This window comes from Pantoea sp. UBA6567, assembly GCF_002434165.1.
Taxonomy (GTDB): Bacteria; Pseudomonadota; Gammaproteobacteria; order Enterobacterales; family Enterobacteriaceae; genus Pantoea; species Pantoea eucrina.
Window position 1 is genome coordinate 1,524,006 of the sequence record NZ_DJJN01000006.1, and the last position, 17,044, is coordinate 1,541,049.

At 59.2% G+C, this 17,044-nt stretch carries 14 protein-coding genes; 8 read left to right on the top strand and 6 right to left on the bottom strand.

What is annotated here, in order from left to right:
- The first annotated feature begins 151 nt into the window (after positions 1 to 151).
- Positions 152 to 1,192, top strand: coding sequence for a phosphoribosylformylglycinamidine cyclo-ligase (gene purM, locus B4M48_RS13255; protein WP_039379553.1), 1,041 nt, complete (start codon positions 152 to 154; stop codon positions 1,190 to 1,192).
- The gene (gene purN, locus B4M48_RS13260) at positions 1,189 to 1,824 is read left to right on the top strand and encodes a phosphoribosylglycinamide formyltransferase (RefSeq protein ID WP_039379556.1); all 636 of its coding nucleotides are present in this window, start codon (positions 1,189 to 1,191) and stop codon (positions 1,822 to 1,824) included. Before purM ends, purN begins: the two co-directional genes overlap by 4 nt.
- A gap of 100 nt (positions 1,825 to 1,924) precedes the next feature.
- Here purN and pstB read toward each other — a convergent pair whose 3' ends face one another.
- The 3 genes from pstB to B4M48_RS13275 are packed head-to-tail and all read right to left on the bottom strand — an operon-like array spanning position 1,925 to position 6,396.
- A complete protein-coding gene (gene pstB / locus B4M48_RS13265) occupies positions 1,925 to 2,692 on the bottom strand; it encodes a phosphate ABC transporter ATP-binding protein PstB (protein WP_039379558.1) in 768 nt (255 codons plus the stop codon).
- Between the two features lie 12 nt (positions 2,693 to 2,704).
- Positions 2,705 to 4,306, bottom strand: coding sequence for a phosphate ABC transporter permease PstA (gene pstA / locus B4M48_RS13270; protein WP_288656890.1), 1,602 nt, complete (start codon positions 4,304 to 4,306; stop codon positions 2,705 to 2,707).
- A complete protein-coding gene (locus tag B4M48_RS13275) occupies positions 4,303 to 6,396 on the bottom strand; it encodes an ABC transporter permease subunit (RefSeq protein ID WP_071667904.1) in 2,094 nt (697 codons plus the stop codon). The genes pstA and B4M48_RS13275 overlap by 4 nt, the downstream gene beginning before the upstream one ends.
- 181 nt (positions 6,397 to 6,577) lie before the next feature.
- Here B4M48_RS13275 and ppk1 point away from each other — a divergent pair, with 181 nt between their 5' ends.
- The 6 genes from ppk1 to B4M48_RS13305 all read left to right on the top strand — a co-directional run bounded on the left by ppk1 (position 6,578) and on the right by B4M48_RS13305 (position 12,878).
- On the top strand, positions 6,578 to 8,638 hold the full coding sequence (gene ppk1, locus B4M48_RS13280) for a polyphosphate kinase 1 (protein WP_039379564.1): 2,061 nt from the start codon (positions 6,578 to 6,580) through the stop codon (positions 8,636 to 8,638).
- A gap of 5 nt (positions 8,639 to 8,643) precedes the next feature.
- Positions 8,644 to 10,167, top strand: coding sequence for an exopolyphosphatase (gene ppx, locus B4M48_RS13285; protein WP_039379568.1), 1,524 nt, complete (start codon positions 8,644 to 8,646; stop codon positions 10,165 to 10,167).
- Between the two features lie 27 nt (positions 10,168 to 10,194).
- Complete coding sequence (gene tehB / locus B4M48_RS13290; protein WP_071667903.1) at positions 10,195 to 10,794, top strand: tellurite resistance methyltransferase TehB; 600 nt, start codon at positions 10,195 to 10,197, stop codon at positions 10,792 to 10,794.
- A gap of 129 nt (positions 10,795 to 10,923) precedes the next feature.
- On the top strand, positions 10,924 to 11,109 hold the full coding sequence (locus tag B4M48_RS13295) for a YfgG family protein (RefSeq protein ID WP_039379573.1): 186 nt from the start codon (positions 10,924 to 10,926) through the stop codon (positions 11,107 to 11,109).
- Positions 11,110 to 11,194: 85 nt separating this feature from the next.
- Positions 11,195 to 12,628, top strand: coding sequence for a magnesium transporter (gene mgtE, locus B4M48_RS13300; RefSeq protein WP_039379576.1), 1,434 nt, complete (start codon positions 11,195 to 11,197; stop codon positions 12,626 to 12,628).
- Positions 12,629 to 12,698: 70 nt separating this feature from the next.
- A complete protein-coding gene (locus tag B4M48_RS13305; protein WP_039379580.1) occupies positions 12,699 to 12,878 on the top strand; it encodes a hypothetical protein in 180 nt (59 codons plus the stop codon).
- 33 nt (positions 12,879 to 12,911) lie between these two features.
- Here the strand turns inward: B4M48_RS13305 and B4M48_RS13310 are convergent, their stop codons facing one another.
- The 3 genes from B4M48_RS13310 to guaB all read right to left on the bottom strand — a co-directional run bounded on the left by B4M48_RS13310 (position 12,912) and on the right by guaB (position 16,982).
- On the bottom strand, positions 12,912 to 13,688 hold the full coding sequence (locus B4M48_RS13310) for a DUF3750 domain-containing protein (RefSeq protein WP_039379583.1): 777 nt from the start codon (positions 13,686 to 13,688) through the stop codon (positions 12,912 to 12,914).
- 174 nt (positions 13,689 to 13,862) lie between these two features.
- The gene (gene guaA / locus B4M48_RS13315; RefSeq protein WP_071667902.1) at positions 13,863 to 15,443 is read right to left on the bottom strand and encodes a glutamine-hydrolyzing GMP synthase; all 1,581 of its coding nucleotides are present in this window, start codon (positions 15,441 to 15,443) and stop codon (positions 13,863 to 13,865) included.
- 72 nt (positions 15,444 to 15,515) lie between these two features.
- Positions 15,516 to 16,982 carry an IMP dehydrogenase gene (gene guaB / locus B4M48_RS13320; protein ID WP_071667901.1) on the bottom strand — a complete coding sequence of 489 codons (1,467 nt, stop codon included), beginning with the start codon at positions 16,980 to 16,982 and terminating at the stop codon, positions 15,516 to 15,518.
- Between the last annotated feature and the right edge of the window lie 62 nt (positions 16,983 to 17,044).

The window sequence follows — 17,044 nt, forward strand, 5'->3', positions numbered from 1 at the left end:
GGATGGCTGCCTGTCCTGAGAATAGCGGAATCGCGAAAATCTGACATAACGAATATCGGGCGTGAGATCAGACTCGCAAACGTTTGCCTGCGCTGTTAGAATTGCCGCGCTTAATTTTTGCCACCAATCGCAATCGCGTGGGGATTCCGCAGTGACCGACAAAACCTCTCTCAGCTACAAAGACGCCGGTGTTGATATTGATGCTGGTAACGATCTGGTTGACCGTATTAAAGGCGTAGTAAAGAAAACCCGCCGCCCGGAAGTGATGGGTGGACTGGGCGGCTTTGGCGCGCTGTGTGCGCTGCCGCAGAAATATCGCGAGCCGGTGCTGGTTTCGGGAACGGATGGCGTCGGTACTAAACTGCGCCTGGCGATGGATCTTAAGCGTCACGACAGTATCGGCATCGATCTGGTTGCGATGTGTGTGAACGATCTGGTGGTACAGGGCGCCGAGCCGCTGTTCTTCCTCGACTACTACGCTACCGGCAAACTGGACGTTGATACCGCCTCTGCGGTGATCACCGGTATTGCCGAAGGCTGCCTGCAGTCAGGCTGTGCGCTGGTAGGCGGAGAGACGGCGGAAATGCCGGGCATGTATCACGGCGAAGATTATGATGTCGCTGGCTTCTGTGTCGGCGTGGTGGAGAAATCGGAGATCATCGACGGCAGTAAAGTTCAGGATGGTGACGTTCTGATTGCCCTGGGGGCAAGCGGCCCGCACTCCAACGGCTATTCGCTGGTACGCAAGATTCTGGAAGTCAGCGCCACCGATCCGGAACGCGAGCAGCTGGAAGGTAAATCGCTGGCCGATCACCTGCTGGCCCCGACCCGCATCTATGTAAAAAATATCCTGAGCCTGATTGAGCAGGTTGATGTGCACGCCATTGCCCACCTTACCGGCGGCGGCTTCTGGGAAAACATCCCACGCGTGCTGCCTGACAATACGCAGGCGGTACTGGATGAGCAGAGCTGGCAGTGGCCGGCGGTGTTCAGCTGGCTGCAGCAGGCGGGGAATGTCAGCCGCCATGAGATGTATCGCACCTTTAACTGCGGCGTCGGCATGGTGATTGCCCTCAGCCCGGATGAAGCAGACAAAGCGGTACAGCTGATGCAGGATGCCGGTGAGCAGGCGTGGAAAATCGGCGTTATTAAGGCGTCTGATTCCGCAGAGCGTGTGGTTATCAATTCATGAAAAAACTGGTTGTACTGATCTCCGGCAACGGCAGCAATCTTCAGTCCATCCTTGACGCCTGCGCCAGCGGGCGGATCAACGGCAGCGTTGCTGCCGTTTTCAGTAATAAAGAGAGCGCTTACGGCCTGACGCGTGCGCAGCAGGCGAGCGTGCCGGGCCTGGCGTTGTCGCCCGGCGACTTCCCCGATCGCGAAGCTTTTGATCGCCAGCTGATGCAGGAGATAGACGCCTTTGAGCCCGATCTGGTGGTGCTGGCAGGGTATATGCGCATCCTCAGCAGCGCCTTTGTTGCGCACTATCACGATCGCCTGCTGAATATCCACCCTTCCCTGCTGCCAAAGTATCCTGGCCTGCATACCCATCGCCAGGCGCTGGAGAACGGTGATAAAGAGCACGGCACGTCGGTGCATTTTGTCACCGATGAGCTGGATGGTGGCCCGGTCGTTCTGCAGGCGCGGGTACCGATTTTTCCCGGTGATGATGAAGCAGAAATAACGGCACGCGTGCAGCATCAGGAGCATGCCATCTATCCGCTGGCCATTAGCTGGTTTATGGATGGCCGGCTGGTGATGCGCAAAGGCAAAGCATGGCTGGATGGTCAGCCTCTGCCCGCAGAAGGGTACGCCCCGTAGGTATGTCAGGGGCGCATGAATGCGCCCATCTCCTAGCCCCCGTAGGGGGCGCATTTATGCGCCCCTGGGTTAGAACGCAATAACGCCCCGGTAACCGGCGTTAACCAAACCGGCCGGTGATGTACTCTTCGGTGCGGCGCACGCCGGGTGCGGTGAAAATCCGATCGGTGTCGCCGAACTCAATCAGCTGTCCCTGATGCATAAACGCGGTGTAATCAGACACGCGGGCCGCCTGCTGCATATTATGCGTCACCAGTACCAGCGTGAAATGCGCCTTCAGCGTGGTCATCAGCTCCTCAATCACCAGCGTAGAGATAGGGTCGAGCGCGGAGGTGGGCTCATCCAGCAGCAGCACTTCTGGCTCAATGGCAATTGCCCGGGCGATCACCAGCCGCTGCTGCTGGCCGCTGGAGAGCGTCAGCGCGTTCTGCGCCAGATGATCTTTCACCTCCCCCCAGAGCGCCGCCGCGCGCAGTGCGCGTTCGCACGCTTCATTTAAAACCCGGCGGTCGCGCACTCCCTGCAGACGCAGGCCATACACCACGTTCTCATAAATCGATTTGGGAAACGGATTAGGGCGCTGAAACACCATGCCGATGCGCCGCCGCAGGGCAGGCAGATCCTGCCCTGCCTGCATTACCGGCAGCCGATCAAGCAGGATTTCGCCTTCGGTTCGGCAGCCGCTAATCATATCGTTCATACGGTTAAAACAGCGCAGCAGCGTGGACTTTCCGCAGCCGGATGGTCCAATCAGCGCCGTAATGCGGTTTTTCGGGATCTGCAGATCGATAGCGTTCAGCGCCTGGCGCTCGCCGTACCAGAGCGATAGCTTGTTTACGCTTAGCGCAATGTTCTCAGTGGACGTCATATTTCAACCTTGTTAGTGCGTCATCAGCCGGTAGCGTTCGCGCAGCCGGTGGCGCAGCACCATCGCCAGCAGATTCAGCGACAGAATAATCATGACCAGCAGCAGCGCAGTGGCATAAACCAGCGGCCTGTCGGCGTCGATGTTCGGGCTCTGAAAGGCCAGATCGTAAATCTGAAAGCCGAGGTGCATAAATTTGCGGTCAAGATGCAGATAAGGAAACACGGCGTCTACCGGCAGCTCCGGTACCATCTTAACCACGCCGACCAGCATCAGCGGCGCCGTCTCTCCCGCCGCTCGCGCCACTGCCAGAATCAGTCCGGTGAGCATCGCCGGCACCGCCAGCGGCAGTACCACCCGCCACAGGGTTTCTGCCTGCGTTGCTCCCAGCGCCAGCGATCCCTGACGCAGCGTATCGGGTATCCGTGACAACCCCTCTTCTGTCGCCACAATCACCACCGGCAGCGTCAGCAGTGCCAGCGTTAGCGACGCCCACAGCAGGCCTGGCGTACCAAAGGTTGGGTTCGGCAGCGCACGGGAAAAGAAGAGCTGATCGAGCGTGCCGCCAATCAGCCAGACAAAAAAACCGAGACCAAATACGCCATAAACGATAGAGGGGACGCCGGCGAGATTCACCACGGCGATACGCACCAGCCGCGTCAGGGCGTGACGTCCGGCATACTCATGCAGCCAGACGGCAGCCACCACGCCGAGCGGCATAACGATGACCGACATCAGCCCCACCATCAGCACCGTGCCAAAGATAGCCGGAAACGCGCCGCTCTCGCTGCCGCCTGCCGCCGGTGAGTCGCTGACAAACTGCCACACCTGCCGCAAAAAGTGCTGCGCTTTTTGCGACACGCTCATGTTATTGGGGTACCAGGCCGCAACAATCTGCGCCAGCGGGATAGTATGTTCTGCGCCCTGCGCGTCGCGCAGGATCAGCGTATCGCGCTGGCTCGCCTGCTGCAGATGCGTCAGCTGCTCAGCCAGCGCGCTGAAGCGACGATGCAGCGCCGCGCTGTTGGCGTCGAACTCTGACTGCTGCTGCAGGCCAAAACGCTGTTCGCGCTGCTGCTCATCCGCCTGCTGCTGCAGATTTTCCAGCTGCGCATTGAGCCGCGCCATATCGATACGGCGGATATCCTCTGCCTGACGCAGCTGCTCCTGTACCTGCTGCAGACGCTGCTGCAGCAGCGCATCACGGTTGTGTGCGGTGAGCGTCTCATTGTCTTCCCGCAGCGCCACCAGCCAGCCGTAAGCGTTACCGCCGTTGCGCCGTTGCAGCACCAGCACGTCACGCGGCTGTTCCGCGCGCGCGGGCCCGGCGCTGTAAATGACGCGGAAATCGGGGGCGGCAAAATCGCGGTTGCCGGTTTTTACCAGGTAGCGCCATCCGGTACTCTGCCGCTCTGCCTGCAGCGTCTCGCCCAGCAGCGTAACCGGCGACGCGCCGGGAGCCTGAAACTGATAGCGATCCACCGGCTGCGGCCAGAAGGCGCGCACGCCCTGCCAGCCAAGCAGGCCGATCAGCAGCGTAAACGCCAGTAAACAGACGGCCACCGCACCCGCCGTCAGCCAGCGCCAGCGATCGTTCTGACGATGTGCGTTTTTCATCCCTGTCCCTCATGCTGGCCATAACGCCGGCGCAGCCGCTGGCGGATCACTTCTGCGACCGTGTTGATAACCAGCGTAAACAGCAGCAGCAGCAGCGCGCTGAGAAACAGGATGCGGTAGTGCGCGCTGCCCGCTGCCGCCTCCGGCATCTCTATCGCAATATTCGCTGATAGCGCGCGCAGCCCGGCAAACAGCCCGCCTTCGCTCACCGGCGTGTTGCCGGTGGCCATCAGCACAATCATCGTCTCGCCCACCGCCCGGCCAAAACCGATCATCAGTGCGGCAAAAATCCCGGCAGAAGCGCCGGGCAGTACGACCCGCGTCAGGGTCTGCCATGGCGTAGCACCCAGCGCCAGCGATCCCTGTCCGAGCGCCCCCGGCACGCTGAACAGCGCATCTTCCGCCAGGGTAAATATCAGCGGCACCAGCGCAAATCCCATTGCTACGGCGGCAACCAGCAGATTACGCTGTTCGTAGTGGATAAGCTGTTCACCGGCGTCCGGCCAGAGCCGGGCTGCCAGCCATAGCGTCAGCAGCGTGACCAGCAGCAGCAGCGGCAGAAGTAATAGCACCTCGACGCCCGGACGACGCCAGCGCGCCGGCAGACGCGGGCTCAGCACGCCGCACAGCAGCAGCGTAGCGGCCAGTATCACCGGCAGCAGCAGCACGCCCGCCAGCACATGGCTGATATGCGGCGCCATCCAGATACCGGCAATCAGGCCGATCACCACGCTCGGCAGCGCGCCCATCATCTCAATGCCGGGTTTAACCCAGCGCCGCAGTCCCGGCGACATAAACCAGGCGGTATAGATAGCGGCAGCCAGCGCCAGCGGCGTGGCAAACAGCAGCGCCAGCGCGGCGGCCTTGAGGGTACCGATAACCAGCGGAACCAGGCTGAACTTCGCCTGATAGCTGTCACCGGCCGCGGTGGATTGCCACACCCAGTCGGCGTGCGGATAATTTTCATACCAGATTTTCTGCCACAGGCTACGCCAGGTAACATCAGGCCACGGGTTATCAATCCGGAGCTGCTGCCAGCGCCCGGCGTGTTCGACGATCACGCCGTCACCGCGCGGCGAAAAGGCGACCGCCTGAATGCCCGGCGCCAGCTGACGCGTGAGGATCGGGCCTGACTGTTTGCTGGCAAACAGGCTGAGTACGCCCTGCGCATCCCAGCTGGCAAATACCCGGCGCTGTGACTCGGTTGCCACGCCCTGCGCCCCCTGCGAGCCGTGCCAGGTTTTAATTTTTTGCAGGCGCGGACCGTGCTCGCCGGTAATGGCAAACCACTGGCTGACACCGCGATCGTCTCTGATCAGCAGCGTTCGGCCACCCGCCAGCATATGCAGGCTCGCAACCGGCTGCGTCAGCGCCTGCGTTTCGCGCAGCTGTGCGCCCTCAGCGCTAATCTGCCACACCTGCAGCTGGCGCTCACGGCTGGTAAAGAGCTGCGTGCCGTCAGGCGACAGCAGCAGCTGGTCGGCATGCTGCTGCGGCAGCATAACCTGACTGACAGGCTGCTGACTGGCCAGCGTCAGCACGCTGATCCCCGACGGCGTCTGTGCAGCAATACGCCACTGCCCGTCGTCGATGTGCGCCAGCGCCATCTGGCTGACGGCACCCTGCGGCAGGCGCAGCGGCCGATCGCCCAGCGGAAAATACCACTCGCCGCGATCGTGCTCTATTCGCGGCTGCATCAATAGCAGTGCGCCCTGCACGTTGAGTAACACGGCATCAGCCGCGCTGCTGGTCACGGCGGCCTGCGGCGCATCCGAAAGTGCCAGCGCCGGTCCGGCGGGGTCGCCGTTAAGCGGAATAAAACGCGCTTCATGACGACTGATGCGCCAGCCCAGCGTGTCGCTGCTGCCCAGCGCCAGCGCCGGCGTTTTATCCCACAGCTGCTGGCTGAGCGCAGGCTGAAGCTGTGGCGCGCTGAACAGGGGCAGGACCACCCAGATAAGCCAGAAGAACAGCAGCAGCATCAGCAGCAATATTCCTGCGCCGCACGCCGTTACCATGCGCCGCACAAAGCGATCGATGGCGCGCCGGCGACGGTCATTAGATTCAACAGGAATATGGTTTATGCTCATGCCGGTCAGGGATTCAGATTAGAGAGTCGCTATGTTGCCCGTAGCGGATTGATAAGACAACTGTTGCGGTTGGACAAGCCTGCCATACTCTAGCAATAATGGTGAAGGAGACTGAGCGGAGCCGCACCACTGCGCGCCTTGCGCCGGACATATCGTCCCGCCACAGCATCACGGAGTCAGAATGGGTCAGGAAAAGCTGTATATAGAAAAAGAAATAAGCTGGTTATCCTTTAATGAACGTGTGCTGCAGGAAGCGGCGGATAAAAGTAACCCGCTGATTGAGCGCATGCGGTTTTTAGGGATCTATTCCAACAACCTTGAAGAGTTCTACAAGGTGCGCTTTGCCGATCTGAAGCGGCGCATTCTGATCAGCGAAGAGCAGGGTAAACCCACTCCCCTGCGGCATCTGCTGAAGAAGATCCAGCAGCGGGTACTGAAGTCCGATCAGGAGTTTGACGCGCTCTACAATGAGCTGCTGCTGGAGATGGCGCGTAACCAGATCTTCCTGATCAACGAACGCCAGCTCTCACCCAATCAGCAGGAGTGGCTGCGCCACTATTTCAAACACCAGCTGCGTCAGCACGTTACGCCGATTCTGATCAACCATGACACCGATCTGATTGAGTTTCTCAAGGATGACTACACCTATCTGGCGGTGGAGATCATTCGCGGCGAGGATATCCGCTATGCGCTGCTGGAGATCCCGTCAGACAAAGTGCCGCGCTTTATCAACCTGCCGGCCGAGTCGCCACGCCGCCGCAAGCCGATGATCCTGCTGGATAACATTCTGCGCTACTGCCTGGATGAGATTTTTAAAGGCTTCTTTGACTACGATGCGCTGAACGCCTACTCCATGAAAATGACGCGCGATGCCGAATATGATCTGGTTACAGAGATGGAGTCGAGCCTGCTGGAGCTGATGTCCTCCAGCCTGAAGCAGCGCCTTACTGCCGAACCGGTGCGCTTTGTCTATCAGCGCGATATGCCCGATGCCATGGTGGAGATGCTGCGCCACAAGCTCTCTATCTCTAACTATGACTCCATTGTGCCGGGTGGCCGCTACCATAACTTTAAAGATTTTATCGGCTTTCCCAACGTCGGCAAAAGTAACCTGGTCAACCGGCCGCTGCCGCAGATCCGCCATATCGGCTTTGATGGCTTCCGAAATGGCTTTGACGCTATCCGCGATCGCGACGTGCTGCTCTACTACCCCTATCACACCTTTGAGCATGTGCTGGAGCTGCTGCGTCAGGCGTCGTTCGATCCCAGCGTGCTGGCGATCAAAATCAATATCTATCGCGTAGCCAAACACTCCCGCATTATGGATGCGATGATCCACGCGGCGCACAACGGCAAGAAAGTGACGGTGGTGGTTGAGCTGCAGGCGCGCTTTGATGAAGAGGCGAATATCCACTGGGCCAAGCGGCTGACTGAGGCGGGCGTGCACGTCATCTTCTCTGCGCCTGGTCTGAAAATTCACGCCAAACTGTTTCTGATTTCCCGTCGCGAAGGTGAAGAGGTGGTGCGCTATGCGCATATCGGCACCGGCAACTTTAATGAGAAGACTGCGCGCCTGTATACCGACTACTCTCTGCTGACCGCTGACGCACGCATCACGAACGAAGTCCGCCGCGTATTTAACTTCATTGAGAACCCCTATCGCCCGGTTACCTTTGAACATCTGATGGTGTCACCGCAAAATTCGCGGGCCGTGCTTTATCAGTTGATTGACACGGAGATTGCCAATGCGCAGCAGAGTAAGCCGTGCGGAATTACGCTTAAAATCAATAACCTGGTGGATAATGGCTTGGTCGACAGGCTCTATGCAGCCTCGTCAGCCGGGGTAAAAATCAATCTGCTGGTGCGCGGTATGTGCTCGCTGATCCCGGACCTGCCTGGCATCAGCGAAAATATTCGCATCACCAGCATTGTTGATCGTTATCTTGAGCACGACCGGGTGTATATTTTTGAAAATGGCGGTGAGAAAAAGGTGTTTCTCTCTTCGGCTGACTGGATGACGCGCAACATCGATTACCGCATTGAGGTCGCCGTGGCGGTGCTCGATCCGCGTCTTAAACAGCGGATTCTGGATATTATCGCCATTCTGTTAAGTGATACGGTTAAAGCACGTATCGTAGACAAAGAGCTGAGTAACCGTTATGTTCCGCGCGGCAATCGCAGGAAAGTGCGCTCGCAGCTGGCGATTTACGATTACATCAAGAGACTGGAACAACCCGAATAACGCCTATGCCAATTACTCCGAAGAGTACGCCGAAGCCGCAGGAATTTGCGGCCATCGATCTCGGCTCAAACAGTTTTCATATGGTGATCGCCCGCGTGGTGGATGGCGCCATGCAGGTTCTGGGACGCCTCAAGCAGCGGGTGCATCTGGCTGACGGGCTTGACGCGCAAAACCGGCTGAGCGAAGAGGCGATAGTGCGCGGCCTGAGCTGCCTGGCCCTGTTCGCTGAGCGACTGCAGGGCTTTAGCGCCGCCAACGTGACCATTGTCGGCACGCACACGCTGCGCATTGCGACCAATGCCGAAGAGTTTTTGCAGCGCGCCGCGGAAGTGATCCCCTATCCGATTGAGGTCATCTCCGGTAACGAAGAGGCGCGCCTGATCTTCATGGGCGTTGAGCACACTCAGCCAGAAAAAGGGCGCAAGCTGGTTATCGATATCGGCGGCGGGTCAACCGAGCTGGTAATCGGTGAGGATTTTGAGCCGCAGCTGGTTGAGAGCCGCCGCATGGGCTGCGTCAGCTTCGCTAATCTCTATTTCCCGAAAGGCGAAATCAGCCAGGATAATTTCCGTCGCGCCCGCCTCGCCGCTACGCACAAGCTGGAGACGCTGGCGTGGCAGTATCGCCTGCACGGCTGGCAATATGCACTGGGCGCCTCCGGCAGTATTAAAGCCGCCTGTGAAGTGCTGCTGGCAATGGGCGAGAAAGAGAAGCGCGTAACGCCTGACAGTCTCGATATGCTGGTCGGTGAAGTGCTGAAGCATAAATCCTTTGATGCGCTGAGCCTGCCGGGCTTATCTGAAGAGCGCAAAGCGGTGTTTGTGCCTGGCCTTGCGATTCTGTGCGGCGTCTTTGACGCACTGGCGATCCGTGAACTGCGTCTCTCTGACGGCGCGCTGCGCGAAGGGGTGCTCTATGAGATGGAGGGCCGTTTCCGCCATCAGGATATCCGCAGCCGCACCGCACAGAGTCTGGCGAACCACTATGTGATCGACAGCGATCAGGCGCGCCGCGTGCTGGAGACGACAGAGCAGCTCTATCTGCAGTGGCAGGAGCAGAATCCGAAACAGGCGAACCCGCAGCTGACCGCTCTGCTGAAATGGGCGGCGCTGCTGCATGAGGTCGGGCTGACCATTAATCACAGCGGTATGCAGCGGCACTCCGCCTATATTCTGCAGCACTCCAATATGCCTGGCTTTAATCAGGATCAACAGATGCTACTGGCCACGCTGGTACGCTTCCATCGTAAAGCGGTGAAGCAGGATGAGATCCCGCGCTTTACCCTGTTTAAGAAAAAGCAGGTGCTGCCGATGATTTTTCTGCTGCGCCTCGGCACGCTGCTGAATAACCAGCGTCAGGCGACCACGCGCCCCGATGCACTGAAGCTCTCAACGGACGATGGTCACTGGACGCTCACTTTCCCGGCCGGTTTTCTCAGCCAGAATACGCTGGTGCAGCTCGATCTGGAGCGCGAGCAGGCGTACTGGAGCGATGTGACCGGCTGGAAACTGCTGCTGGAAGAGGAGTAACGCGGGCCGTCCGCCCGCTGTCTGACAATGACGATACGCCCTGATAACTGGTTTACAGAAAAGTATGATTTATCGCCGCCGCACTCTGAAGTGCGCGCGGCGCTGCCGAAGCTGACGCCGGGCAACGCGCTGGATCTCGGCTGCGGTAAAGGCCGCAACAGCCTTTATCTCAGCCAGCACGGCTTTAACGTCACCGCCTGGGACGCTAATCCGGCAAGCCTTGACTACCTGAATACCATTATTGCCACCGAACAGCTGCCGAACATTCAGACAGCGCTGTGCGATCTCAACCAGCTGCGCTTCAACGGCAGCTATCAGTTTGTGCTCTCAACGGTGGTGATGATGTTTCTGCAGCCGGAGACGATCCCGCAGCTGATTGCCGATATGCAGGCCAGTACGCAGAAGTATGGCTACAACCTGATTGTGGCGGCGATGAGCACCGCTGATTACCCCAATACGCAGGCGTTCCCGTTTACCTTTAAATCGGGCGAGCTGAGCCACTACTACCGCAACTGGCACATCGTAAAATATAACGAGGATGTCGGCGAGCTGCACCGTCGTGACGCTGACGGCAACCGTATTAAATGTCAGTTTGCCACCCTGCTGGCACAAAAGGCGAGTTACTGAAGCAGGGCCGCGGTCTGCGGCCCCTGTCGCACGCATTCAATGCTTATTTTTCATACAGCGATTGACCCCATCCGGTAACTGTGACTAAATATTGTTATCGCCCTGAGGGGTATCAACAGGAACACCCGCGTGAACAGCGCCCTATCACCACGAAGACGTCCCAAAACCGGCACCATGACCCGCATCGTTTTGCTGATCAGCTTTTTTATTCTGGCTGGTCGCCTGATCTTTATCATTCCCGGTGCCATTGAGCATCATCAGCAGAAAAAGACCCTGCCGGAACCGGCAACGCTGAGCAGCAGCGAGACACGCTGACGCTGCGACTGGCGCCTTTGTTCTGCCCGTTCTGGCGGTAACACGCTACACTTTGTGCTGACTTTACAGACACAAAGGACGCGTTATGTCTGCCTCGCACGCACAACAACTAACCGAATCCCGCCAGCGCATTCTTTCACTGCTGCTGAGCAAACAGGACTTAGTGGATGTCCTGCTGGATAAATCCGTCGATCTCAACGCCGCAGAGCTGCGTGAAGTGGCCGCCTGGCGCCAGCAGCTGGAGCAGGAGCTGGCGCCGCTGCACGCCGCCGACCTCGCTGATATTTTGGAAGCGCTGCCGGAAGAGGAGCGCCGGGCGCTCTGGCAGCTGGTCCCCTCCGAACAGCGTGGCCGCGTGCTGGTTGAAGCCTCAGAGACCGTCTGGGAGAGCCTCACCGAAGGCATGAGCGACCGCGAGATCCTGCGCGCGATTGAACCGCTGGATATCGACGATCAGGTCTATCTGGCGCGCTATCTGTCGCGCGATCTCACCGGCCGCCTGCTGACCACGCTGGAGCCGCAGCTGCGCGCGCGCCTGCTCGATGTGATTGAGCTCGATCGCGACCGCGTAGGCCGCATCATGGATTTCAATATTCTCACCGTGCGCGCCGACGTCACCCTTGCCACGGTGCAGCGCTTTCTGCGCAAGCGCAGCAGTATGCCCAACGGCACCGATAAAATCTTTATCACCAATGCGCAAAACCAGCTGCTCGGCGAGCTGCCGCTGACCGATATTCTGCTCAATAAGCCCAAAACGCTGGTCGCAGATGTGATGAATCCCCGCCCCACTACGTTTCAGCTCAATGACAACGCCGAGGATGCCGCCAGCGCCTTTGAGCGCTACAACCTGATCTCTGCTGCCGTTACCGACGCCAAAGGCAAACTGATTGGCCGTATTACCGTTGAGGATGTGATCGATCTGGTTAACCAGGAGAATGAGAGCAACATCCGTAAAATGGGCGGGATCAGCCAGGAGGAGGATGTGTTTGCGCCGGTGCGTAAAGCGGTGAGCAAGCGCTGGACGTGGCTGGCCATTAACCTCTGCACCGCATTTATCGCCTCGCGCGTCATCGGCCTGTTTGAAGCCACAATTTCACAGCTGGTGGCGCTCGCGACCCTGATGCCGATTGTGGCGGGCATTGGCGGCAATACCGGCAACCAGACCATTACCATGATTGTGCGCGCGCTGGCGCTGCATCAGGTGGAGCCTGGTAACTTCTCCTTCCTGATCGGTCGCGAGCTGGGCGTGGCGCTGATCAACGGCCTGTTCTGGGGCGGCATTATGGGCGGCATCACCTGGCTGATGTATGACAATATTCAGCTTGGCGGCGTGATGATGCTGGCGATGGTGCTGAACCTGCTGCTGGCGGCGCTGATGGGCGTGCTTATTCCGCTGATCATGACCAAAATGAAGCGCGATCCGGCGGTGGGGTCCAGCGTGCTGATCACCGCGCTCACCGACACCGGCGGTTTCTTTATCTTTCTCGGTCTGGCCACGCTGTTTTTACTGCCGCACTGAGTCACGACAGCTGCGCCTTTATGCTGGCGCAGCTACACTCACTCATACCCTTATCCGATGGAGATACAGCATGTTTAACGCAGGCGATTTTGTGCAGTCGAAAACCGGTGGTCCTAAAATGCAGGTGCTGCGTGCAGAGGGCGATATGCTCTGGTGCGCCCGTATCGACGACCCGCTGAAAAAAGAGATAGAGATTAAAGCAGACAGCGTCAATCTCTATCATGAAGAGGGCGACTTCGGCGTCTGCTGAGTGCCCGGCGCGCCGCAATCCGCGGCGCCCCCGTCAGGGATTATCCTTCTGCACGTTATCCCGGCCGATACCGCCAATAAACGGCAGCCGCAGCCGCAGCGGCGTGAAATCGACGCCCAGATTAAGCCCCAGCAGGTTCATCTCTACCCCCTCTTCCGCACCGACCGTCACGCCCAGTACGCCCAGCAGCGACAGCTGCAGACCGCGCCCCGAGGGCGGCAGCCCTATCGGGTGCAGCAGCGAGCGGTAATCCTTGCCAACCGCGTTTGCCGGCAGGTCGAGCTTCAGCGCCGGCACTTCGCGACCAATGTGCGCCAGAAAGGTATTGCTGTTTGGCCCCGGCCAGGCGCGATAGGTGGCGGGCCACGGGTAAGAGCGGATTGCCGCCTCAATCTGCGGGATCATCGCCTGCGCTGCGGCCCCGCGGTGATCCACCAGCAGACGCGGACGGGCGCCATACCAGTAGCCATCCGGCAGGTTACGGTTACGCCGCACCTTGTCACCGCTGCCCCAGCTGATCACCTCATAGCGATTATATTGCGTCTCGCCGGCGCGCTTAAAGATGATCCACGGATGCACCGCCACCGCGCCTTTCCAGCCGTAAGTGGGAGCCGCATAGACCTGCACCACCGCTTCGCTGGCGTAGCGCTGCGGATCGGGCGCCAGTCCGGCGGAGTCGCGCCGCGCGGTGGCCCAGCCGCCCTGCCCGGTCTGCAGGTCGCCGCTGCGCGTCGCCTGCGCCAGGCTCGCCGCCAGCGACAGGATCACGGCACAAAGAAAAGTCAGCAGGATAAGTTTCACAGGCAGCATTCAGGGTATCCGGGGCAGAAAAATAAGTGCGTTATTATGCAGCAAAACGGCGCCTGTTTATTCACCAACTATGCGCTGGCACGCAACGCGACGGCAGACCCATCATCGTGCGCTGCGGCTGCGGTTCAGCCATAAAAAAAGCCCGCATGCGGCGGGCTTTATGTCAGAACGGGGTTATTCCCACTCAATCGTCGCCGGTGGCTTACCGGAGATGTCATACACCACGCGGGAGATGCCGCTGACTTCATTGATGATGCGGTTGGAGACGCGGCCAAGGAAATCGTATGGCAGATGCGCCCAGTGTGCGGTCATGAAGTCGATGGTTTCCACCGCGCGCAGTGAGACCACCCAGTCATACTTACGGCCGTCGCCCATTACGCCGACGGAGCGCACCGGCAGGAACACGGTAAACGCCTGGCTCACTTTATTGTAGAGATCCGCTTTGCGCAGCTCCTCAATAAAGATGGCGTCGGCGCGGCGCAGCAGATCGCAGTACTCTTTCTTCACTTCGCCCAGCACGCGCACGCCGAGACCCGGTCCCGGGAACGGGTGACGGTAGAGCATGTCATATGGCAGGCCCAGCTCAAGACCGATCTTGCGCACTTCATCTTTGAACAGCTCTTTCAGCGGCTCAACCAGGCCCATCTTCATCTCTTTCGGCAGGCCGCCCACGTTATGGTGCGATTTGATCACGTGCGCTTTACCGGTGGCAGAAGCAGCGGACTCAATCACATCCGGATAGATGGTGCCCTGCGCCAGCCACTTCACTTCGGTCAGCTTCAGCGCTTCTTCGTCGAACACCTCAACAAACACGCGGCCGATGATTTTACGCTTGGCTTCCGGATCGTTTTCACCCGCCAGCGCATCGAGGAAGCGCGCTTCCGCCGGTACGTGGACAATGTTCAGACCGAAATGGTCGCCAAACATATCCATCACCTGCTCCGCTTCATTCAGGCGCAGCAGACCGTTATCAACAAATACGCAGGTCAGGCGATCGCCGATGGCGCGGTGCAGCAGCATGGCGGTTACAGAGGAGTCAACGCCGCCGGAGAGGCCGAGGATCACGCGGTCGCTGCCCACCTGCTGGCGGATACGCTCAACGGCGTCTTCAATGATTTTCGCCGGCGTCCAGAGCGCTTCACAGCCGCAGATATCGCGGATAAAGCGCTCCAGCATGCGCAGTCCCTGACGGGTGTGCGTCACTTCCGGATGGAACTGCACGCCGTAGAATTTCTTCTCTTCATTCGCCATGATGGCAAACGGACAGGTTTCCGTGCTGGCGACGGTGACGAAGTCAGCCGGAATCGCGGTGACTTTATCGCCGTGGCTCATCCAGACATCCAGCAGCGGCTTGCCGGCGGCGCTGATGGCATCTTCGATATCACGCACCAGCGCGCTCTGCGTGGTGACTTCCACCTGCGCATAGCCAAACTCGCGCTCATTTGAGCCTTCAACCTTGCCGCCCAGCTGCATCGCCATGGTCTGCATGCCGTAGCAGACGCCCAGTACCGGCACGCCAGCGTTAAAGACGTACTCAGGCGCACGCGGGCTGTCCAGCTCGGTGGTGCTCTCAGGGCCACCTGACAGGATAATTCCGTTCGGGTTGAACGCACGGATTTGCTCTTCGGTGACATCCCACGCCCAGAGTTCGCAGTAGACGCCCAGCTCACGCACGCGGCGCGCAACCAGCTGCGTATACTGCGAACCAAAATCGAGGATCAGGATACGATGTTTATGAATATTTTCAGTCGTCATTGAGGCATTTCCAGTGGGATGGACTTAACAATAAAAGCGCCCGGCCAGAGCCGGGCGGGAAATCTTCAGGGATCAGGAACCCATGCGGTAGTTTGGTGACTCTTTGGTGATGGTCACATCGTGCACGTGACTCTCATTGATGCCGGCCCCGCTGATGCGGACAAACTCCGCTTTGGTGCGCAGGTCATCAATGGTCGGGCAGCCGGTCAGGCCCATGCAGGAGCGCAGGCCACCCATCTGCTGATGGACGATCTCTTTCAGGCGGCCTTTATAGGCAACGCGGCCTTCGATACCTTCCGGCACCAGCTTATCTGCGGCGTTGTCGGTCTGGAAGTAACGGTCAGAAGAGCCTTTGGACATTGCGCCGAGTGAGCCCATGCCGCGGTACGATTTGAATGCGCGCCCCTGATAGAGTTCGATCTCGCCCGGAGACTCTTCGGTGCCGGCCAGCATAGAGCCCACCATCACTGCGGCTGCGCCTGCGGCGATCGCTTTAGCGATATCGCCGGAGAAGCGGATACCGCCATCCGCCACGACCGGAATACCGGTGCCTTCCAGCGCCGCAACGGCGTCAGAAACAGCGGTGATCTGCGGTACGCCTACGCCGGTGACGATACGGGTGGTACAGATAGAGCCAGGACCGATACCTACTTTCACCGCGCTGACGCCCGCTTCAGCCAGCGCCAGGGCACCGGCACCGGTGGCAACGTTGCCGCCAATGATTTCAAGGTCGGGGTATTTGGCGCGGGTTTCACGAATGCGCTGCAGTACGCCTTCAGAGTGGCCGTGCGAAGAGTCAATCAGCAGCACATCCACGCCAGCGGCAACCAGCGCATCCACGCGCTCTTCGTTACCGGCGCCGGCACCCACCGCCGCGCCCACGCGCAGACGGCCCTGCGCATCTTTACAAGCGTTGGGTTTACGTTCAGCTTTCTGGAAATCTTTTACGGTAATCATGCCCAGCAGGTGGAAGCTCTCATCCACCACCAGCGCTTTTTCAACGCGCTTTTCATGCATCCTCTGCAGCACCACTTCGCGCGCCTCACCCTCTTTTACCGTAACCAGACGCTCTTTCGGCGTCATGACCGCGGTAACCGGCAGCGTCAGATCGGTTACAAAGCGCACATCGCGACCGGTGATGATCCCCACCAGCTCGTTACCGGCGTTGACGACCGGATAGCCGGCGAAGCCGTTGCGGTCGGTAAGCTCTTTGACTTCCGCCAGCGTTGTGGTTGGCAGCACGGTCTGCGGCTCTGTTACCACGCCACTCTCATGCTTTTTCACCTTACGCACTTCATCAGCCTGACGCTCAATCGACATATTTTTATGAATAAAGCCGAGGCCGCCTTCCTGTGCCAGCGCAATCGCCAGACCCGCTTCGGTCACGGTATCCATCGCAGCAGAGAGCATAGGAATGTTCAGACGGATGTTTTTGGTCAGTTGGGTGCTGAGGTCAGCGGTGTTGGGCAATACAGTGGAGTGAGCGGGAACGAGCAGGACGTCGTCAAATGTGAGGGCTTCTTTCGCGATTCTTAGCATTGCAATATCTCCACCTGGGGGCGTTGAAAACAGATAAAATATTGCCGCGGCATTATACAGGA